General features: G+C 36.3%; 1 protein-coding gene. It reads left to right on the top strand.

Features of this window, described 5'->3' with window-relative positions; genetic code table 11:
• Positions 1–47: 47 nt before the first annotated feature.
• On the top strand, positions 48–3,077 hold a 3,030-nt coding region (locus tag ACWIX0_RS13230; protein ID WP_454174453.1), incomplete at its 3' end, for an LPD3 domain-containing protein.

Below are 3,077 nucleotides of genomic sequence, written 5' to 3'. Positions count from 1 at the left end.
CAAACACACCAAAAAAGCCAACGACCGCGCAAAACGCCCCCAAAGAAATTTTTACATTAAGACAAGAAACAAAACAACGCTTACAACCAATGATAAACCAAAAAATTATCAACCAAAATGATGGGCGCGAGGCTTTTATATCAAATAAAAACATCAACAAAATGGTAAGCGACAAAGCAATACAAAAAAGCGTAGATAATGGGTTTAGCGTGCAAGAACACTTTAACGCAGTGGATAATATAAGTGAGCTATTTCAAAAATCTAAATGGAGAGAAACGACAAACGATAAAAATGGGGAATCTTATCTAAAAATACATCGTTATGATGCAGATATAGACGAAGCAAAACAGGCAAAAATCACGCTAAAAGAAAGCGTAGATAATGGCAACAAAATCTATACTCTAGAGCTAGAATCAATCGCCCCCAAAATACCACAGCGCAGCGAGGCTAAGGGGGAGCAAATCGCTATGTCTAGGAAACCAGAGCCTGCGCACCCTGATACGCCCACAGCGATTTCAAGCGGGATTATACCACAAAATACGCATTTTGATTCTAAAGCAAAAACCCCAAACAAAAACAACGCAAAACAAAATTTAGAGGATTTTTATGTTTTTGCACAAAAGCAATATGAATTATGGGATAGTGGGTTGCATAGTGAATTTTATGCCTACCTTGACAAAATACAAAAAAACCCAAAAATACTAGGCTTGCATACATTTAAGGAGGCAGAGAAAAATATTGTTTTGTCGCAATATAATATTATCTTGCCCGTGCTAAATAATGCGCGTTTGCCATATTATGATGATGAATGTAAAAACTTAATAAAAGTTATCAAAAAGGGACAAAAAATAGATTTTAATGATAGGGGATTAAGTCAATACATAAATGATTTTGAAAATCCGCTAAAGTTTGTAGAAACCTACTCAAAAGGCATACCCGATAAAAAAGCACAAGCAATCATACAAAAAGAACTTGCAAATATTTTGCAAAAAATCAATAAAGAATCCTTAGAAAATATTAAAAACTTTAAAGCAAAAATGCGCGAAACAAATCCAAACATTTACCACGCAAACGCGACTTTAGGAGGAGGCGTGCTAGGTGGAAGCGTAGCAGGGGTAGAATACGATGAAAATGGCAACATAAAAGGCTTTAGCCCGCAAAAGTTTTTAGCAGGGTTTATCGCAGGGGGTATCACTAGCAAAGCCACACAAATGGCACTAAAATCCCCAAAACTAAGACAAAAAGCCCTAGATTTTAGCCAAAAAGCAGGCGAAATCATCACGCACACGCTAAAAGAATCAAACCTACCAAAACACGCACAAAATGCGCTAGAAATCGCCTTAGGCAAACGCCTTGCAAACGCGCTAGATTCTCGCGCGTGGATAAATGAGCCAAAAGAGGCGATAAAGTCGCTAAGCAAAAACGCACAAGACTTGCTAGATAAAGAACAACAAGCAATTTATGGCGTAGTGTATAAAGGCGAGCATAGCGCGACTATTTACAAGGATTTAGCAAAGATTGATGAAGCGATTTTGCTACAAAAAGGCGATAAGAAAAAAGGCGGAGCGCATATAAGGCTAGAACACACGCAAGACACATCACAAATCGGCTATGTAACGCCTGATGAAGTCAAAAATATAGGGCAAAATGCACGAAATTATATAAAAAAATTTGCCGAGCCTTATAACGATGGCACGGGTAAAATTTATGAGTGGCAAGATGAAAAAGGGGTAAATTTTAGGCTTGTAGTGAGAGATATTAGCGGCGGCAACGAATCCCTGCCCTCCGCTAACGAGGATATTATAACATTTTATAGTAATAGAAATTTGCAAAATGATACAAAGCAATGGTTTAAAAATCCAAAAGTAAGTAGCAAATATCTAAACAAAAAACTTTTATCACGGCTAAAGGAATTATCAAATAGTGATAGACTTTTTGGCAGACTTGCAGACGCAGTTGAAAATATGAGCACAGGATATTATTTACCACAAGAAATAAAAGATAGAATCTATAATACTTACATTAAAAAAGATTCTAGCCTTAAGGGCAATGATTTTAGAATCGATGGCGATGATATTTTTGCAAGCGCAAAAATATCGCCCGAAGCGATGAAAGAAGCAATAAACGAGCTTTTAGCCACGCCACGAATTGAAAAAAACGCGACTTTTTACGCCACGCAAAAGAAATACAAAAATTTTAGCGATAAAAAAACGCAAGAACTTTTAGAGTTTATGAAAGATTCCCACGACTTTACGAAAGATAAAAATGGCATACCAAGAGAATTTTATCACGGAAGCGATTATTCTAAATTTGATACCTTTGAAAATGACAACAGCGGATATGGATTCTTTTTTAGCACTATCCAAAACGAAGCAAAACAATACATAAAAAGCGGGGGGCAACTTTACAAAACTTTTTTATCATTAAAAAGACCATTTGAGGCTAATAAAATAACGATAAATAGCTACGATGATTTTACAAAGACTCTTAAAGATTTAGGATTAAAAGCGAACAAACAAGATTATAAAGACTTTTTGGAAAACAAAAGATTTTTTTATGAAATCACACAAAAGGCACAGGAATACGGCTACAAAGTAAGCGAGTTAAACGCTAATACAATTTGCCTAATCACGCCACAAAAACAAGCTATTTATGGGAATATATTTTACGACTCAGAAAAACCTTTTATACCCAAAATGTTTAAGGGCATAGAAAAAGTGGGCAAAGGCGAAATATTTTCTTTTGGCAACTATGCTAGAAATGAACTTGATTTAGCAATTTTAGCAAGTAGCGAACCTATCGGCGAATACAACCAAATCATAACACTAAAAGAAATTCTACAAAAGCAAGGCTACGATGGAATTATTTTTAATGATTTTCAAGTGAGCGTTTTTAGCCCGAATCAAATTAAAGCCGTTAAAAACACAGGAAGTTGGACGGATAGCGCGGGCAACATAACTAAAGAAAAGCCCAAAGACAAGCAAGCAACACATAACTACTTTAATGAAAAATCCCCAAACATTTACCACGCAAACGCGACTTTAGGAGGAGGCGTGCTAGGTGGAAGCGTAGCAGGG

It is taken from the genome of Helicobacter sp. T3_23-1059 (assembly GCF_053654515.1).
This window is presented reverse-complemented; position numbering and strand designations above follow the sequence as displayed.